The following is a 4,174-nucleotide window of genomic DNA, read 5'->3' on the forward strand; positions in this document are numbered from 1 at the left end:
CTGTCGCGGCCCCTGCACCGGCCGCCGTCGTGGTCACGCCCCCGCCGCCCGTGCCTGCCGCTGTCATCGTCACGCCGCCCCCGCCGAAGGTCGTGCGCGTTGCGGCGCCGAAGGCTGTCGTGGTCGCGCCGCGTGTCGTCTACGTCGCGCCGCCGCCGCCGAAGGTCCTGTATCTCGCGCCGCCGCTGCCGCGTTCCGTGTACGTCGCCCCGCGTGCCGTGTATGTCGCCCACCCGCCGCGCGCCGTCATCTGGGTGCCCGCCCACTGGGCCGGCCGCGTGTGGGTACCCGCGCACTGGGCATAACCCGGCGCCGCTTCGTTTCGCTTCGTTTTCCATCCGTTTATTTCATCAACCACCCGGCCGGCGCAGACCGTCGGCCACGCAAGGAGAAACCCCATGAAGTCCATCAAGAAGATGATTGCCGTCGTCGTTTTGTGTATCGTCTCAGCAGCAGCGTCGGCCCAGCAGGTGCCGCCTGGCGCGGCGAACGGCGGTGCACGCGTCGAACGTGCGCTGATGCAGTTGCAGTCCCGTTTCGCCAGCGCGAACACGACGCACGACGGCAAGCTCACCCGCGAGCAGGCCGCCGCGGGCATGCCGATGGTCGCGCAGCATTTCGACGAAATCGACACGCAGCACAACGGCTACGTCACGCTCGAGCAGCTCGCCGGTTTCATGCGCCAGCGCATGGCGGCCCGTTGAACACGCACGAGAATCCGGCCGCGCACGGCACCGGGAGGCAAGCGATGGAACAGTCCTGCAGGATCGTCGTGCTCGACGACGAAGCCGAGCTGCGCAACATGCTGCAGCGCTTCCTGACCGGCCACGGCTTCCAGGTGCGCGCGGTCGCCGACGGCAAGCGGCTCGACCGCCTGCTGCAACGCGAACCGTACGACCTGCTGGTGCTCGATCTGATGATGGAGCCCGAGGACGGCCTGAGCGTGTGCCGGCGCCTGCGCGCCGAAGGCCAGACGCTGCCGATCCTGATGCTCACCGCGAAAGGCGACGCAGCGGACAAGGTCGTCGGCCTCGAGACGGGCGCCGACGACTACCTGGCGAAGCCGTTTCTCCCCGACGAACTCGTGGCCCGCGTCCGCGCATTGCTGCGGCGGCAGAAGATGGCGGCCGGCGAGCCGACCGTCACGTCGCAGCGGTTGCGTTTCGGCGCGTTCACGTTCGACGTCGGCCAGCAGACGTTGATGCGCGACGGCACGCCCGTCGAGATTCATTCGGCGCAGATGCTGCTGTTGCATGCGCTCGGCTCGTCGCCGAACCGCGCGGTGAGCCGCGAGAACCTGCTCGCCCGCGCGCGCGGCCGCGACCATGCCGCACTCGACCGCAGCGTCGACGTGCAGATCCTGCGGCTGCGCCAGATCGTCGAGGACGATCCCGGCAAGCCGCGCTTCATCAAGACCGTCTGGGGCATCGGCTACATGCTGGTGGCCGGCGTCGAGCCGTGATGCGCATCCCGCTGCCGCGCTCGCTGCTCGCGCGCAACATCGCGCTGCTGGTGGCGCTCGTCGCGCTGTCGCTCGCCTGTTCGCTCACCGTGCTGCTGCACTACGTGCAGCGCCCGCGCATCGAGCGGGCGTCGATCGTCTTTTCCGACTACGTGCGGTTGCTCGACCGCACGCTTGCCAGTCTGCCGCCCGACGCCGGCCGCACGGTCATCGCGCAATTCGGCGGCCAGGCCGCGCTGCCGCCCGCCGCATCGCCGCAAGCACCGAACCTGGCGGCCTTCTTCCGCACCTGGCAGCGTGACGTGTTCATGCAGGCACTCGAACGCCACCTGCCGCCTGAGCTCCCCGCGCGTTGGCAGTCGGGCGACGACGAGCGTCTGTGGATCCGGTTGCATGTTGCCGGCTCGCCTGTGTGGTTGCCGCTGCCGATGGCCGCCGACGCGCAGGCGAGCGGCATCACGACGGCACTCGTGCTGTCGGTCGGGCTGGCGTTGCTCGCGGCGCTGACCGGCTACCTGATCCAGCTCCACCTGAACCGGCCGCTCGACGCACTGGCGCGCGCGGCGCAGCGCGTCAGCGCGGGCGAGCGCCCGCCGCCGCTGCCCACCGACGGCCCGACCGAAATCGCCGACGTGAGCCGCGCATTCAACCAGATGGCCGACGCGCTGCAACAGGCGGAAGCGACCCGCTCGCTGATGCTCGCCGGCGTGTCGCACGACATCCGCACGCCGCTCACCAAGCTGCGCCTGGCGATCGCGATGGCGCTGCCGCGCGGCACGCACGACGCGCTCACCACGTCGACCGAGCACTACCTGGACCAGATCGATACGATCCTGCAGCAATTCATGGACTATGCAGGCAGCGGCGAACGAGAAACACCGCAAACCGGCGACCTGAATGCGCTGATCGGCCAGCTCGTCGCGGATTTTGCGGGGCTCGGCCACGAATTCGACTTCGACGAAGGCGCGGTGCCCGCGTTCGCGTTCCGTCCGATCGCGCTGATGCGGCTGCTGATGAACCTGATGCAGAACGCGGTCGTCTATGGCCGGACGGGCCTCGGTGTGCGCACGTGGACCGAGCGCGGCATCGCGTATACGGTGGTCAGCGATCGCGGCAACGGCATCGGCGCCGCCGAACTCGAACGGCTCAAGGCACCGTTCAGCCGGGGCGCGAACGCCCGCAACCACGCGGGCGGCACGGGCCTGGGCCTCGCGATCGTCGAGCGGATCGCCCGCCTGCATGGTGGGTCGCTGACGTTCCGCGACCGCGATGGCGGCGGGCTGGAGGCCGTTGTTGCATTGCCGCTCGATTCGTCAGGAGTGGTGCGGCGGTCGCTGTCGGCCTGACGGACTGTTTGCCTGATGGCCTGCCTGACTGTCCGACGGCTCGCTCGTTCGCCGTTCGCCGTTCGCCGTTCGCCGTTCGCCGTTCGCCGTTCGCCGTTCGCCGTTCGCCGTTCGCCGTTCGCCGTTCGCCGTTCGCCGTTCGCCGTTCGTCCGTTCGTCCGTTCGTCCGTTCGTCCGTTCGCCCGTTCGCCCGTTCGCCCGTTCGCCCGTTCGCCCGTTCGCCCGTTCGCCCGTTCGCCCGTTTGTCTGCTGGCCTATCTGCCTATCTGCCTATCTGCCTATCTGCCTATCTGCTCGTCTGCACGCCCGCCCGTTCATCCATCTGCCCGACGGCCTACCTACCATCCGCGCCAGCGCGCAGCCCTGCGTGACATCCGCCGACATAATTCCTGCATGGCGCATCCCGCCCGACCTCCGCATACTTGCGCCTGCGTGTTGCGAAACGGCATGAACCCTCTCCCTCGCCAGCGATCACGCCCTGCTTCCGATCGTTCGCGTTCCTGAATGCCGCGACAGTATCGGCAACTTCATCCAGGCCACGGAGATCGACATGTTCCCTTCCCTTCACGCACTCGCCGCCCACGCCAAACGTCTGACCAGTGCCGCGCTGATCGCCGGCACGCTTGCGATGACCGGCTGCGCATCGACCGCGACTACGTCCATGACCGCCGCGCCGGCCGCCCGCACGCAGCCGCAGGTTCGTGCGGACGTCGTCTATGTGTCCGCGTTCGACGTGGCCACGACCGACGTCAAGGTCGACGGCGGGATGATCAGCAAGCTTGCGACCCTCGCGAGCGGATCGTCCGCCGACGTGCAGCGCCAGCAAAGCGCGCTGAAGACCCGCGACCAGCTCGCCGACGCCCTCGTGCGCGAGCTCCGGTCGCAAGGCATCCCCGCGCTGCGCGGCCCGGTGCCCGACGGTCGCGACGCGCTGGTGGTCGAAGGCCGCTTCGAGTCGATCGACGCCGGCAACCGCCGCCGCCGCACGCTGATCGGGCTCGGCGCGGGCAAGAGCGAAGTGAAGGCATCGGTCACCGTGCTGTTCCAGCCTGCGCATGGCGCACCGCAGCCGCTCGGCACGTTCTCGTCCAGCGCGAACAGCGGTCACCTGCCGGGCATGGTGGAAACCGCCGGAGTCGGCGCGGCGGCCGGCCGCCTCGCGACGTCGGCAGCGGTGGGCGCCGGCCTGCATGGCGTGTCGGAAGCGAAGCACGACACGGTGGCGTCCGATACCGACCGCCTCGCGCGCTCGATCGCGAAGCAGCTCGCGACGCAGAACGCCGCGAACGCGTGGCTGCCGACGGTGTCGGCGAGCTGACGCGCTGCGCCGCCGCCTGCGCAGCCCCGGCGGACACGCAGGCGGCCG

Annotated in this window: 4 protein-coding genes and 1 pseudogene; all 5 read left to right on the forward strand. The window is 69.7% G+C overall.

The window, feature by feature from the left end; translation table 11 throughout:
* A pseudogene (locus G3N61_RS38140) lies at nucleotides 1-305 on the forward strand (hypothetical protein); the annotation flags it as partial.
* A gap of 93 nt (nucleotides 306-398) precedes the next feature.
* The gene (locus G3N61_RS38145; protein ID WP_155291818.1) at nucleotides 399-704 is read left to right on the forward strand and encodes an EF-hand domain-containing protein; all 306 of its coding nucleotides are present in this window, start codon (nucleotides 399-401) and stop codon (nucleotides 702-704) included.
* 44 nt (nucleotides 705-748) lie between these two features.
* Nucleotides 749-1,462, forward strand: a complete 714-nt coding sequence (locus G3N61_RS38150) for a response regulator (RefSeq protein ID WP_043179863.1) — start codon at nucleotides 749-751, stop codon at nucleotides 1,460-1,462.
* Nucleotides 1,462-2,808, forward strand: coding sequence for an ATP-binding protein (locus G3N61_RS38155; protein WP_205825013.1), 1,347 nt, complete (start codon nucleotides 1,462-1,464; stop codon nucleotides 2,806-2,808). The genes G3N61_RS38150 and G3N61_RS38155 overlap by 1 nt, the downstream gene beginning before the upstream one ends.
* Nucleotides 2,809-3,358: 550 nt before the next feature.
* Nucleotides 3,359-4,126: a DUF4410 domain-containing protein gene (locus G3N61_RS38160; RefSeq protein ID WP_205825015.1), complete on the forward strand. Its 768-nt coding sequence runs from the start codon at nucleotides 3,359-3,361 to the stop codon at nucleotides 4,124-4,126.
* The last annotated feature ends 48 nt before the right edge of the window (nucleotides 4,127-4,174 follow it).

It is taken from the genome of Burkholderia sp. Ac-20349, assembly GCF_017104865.1.
Classification (GTDB): domain Bacteria; phylum Pseudomonadota; class Gammaproteobacteria; order Burkholderiales; family Burkholderiaceae; genus Burkholderia; species Burkholderia aenigmatica.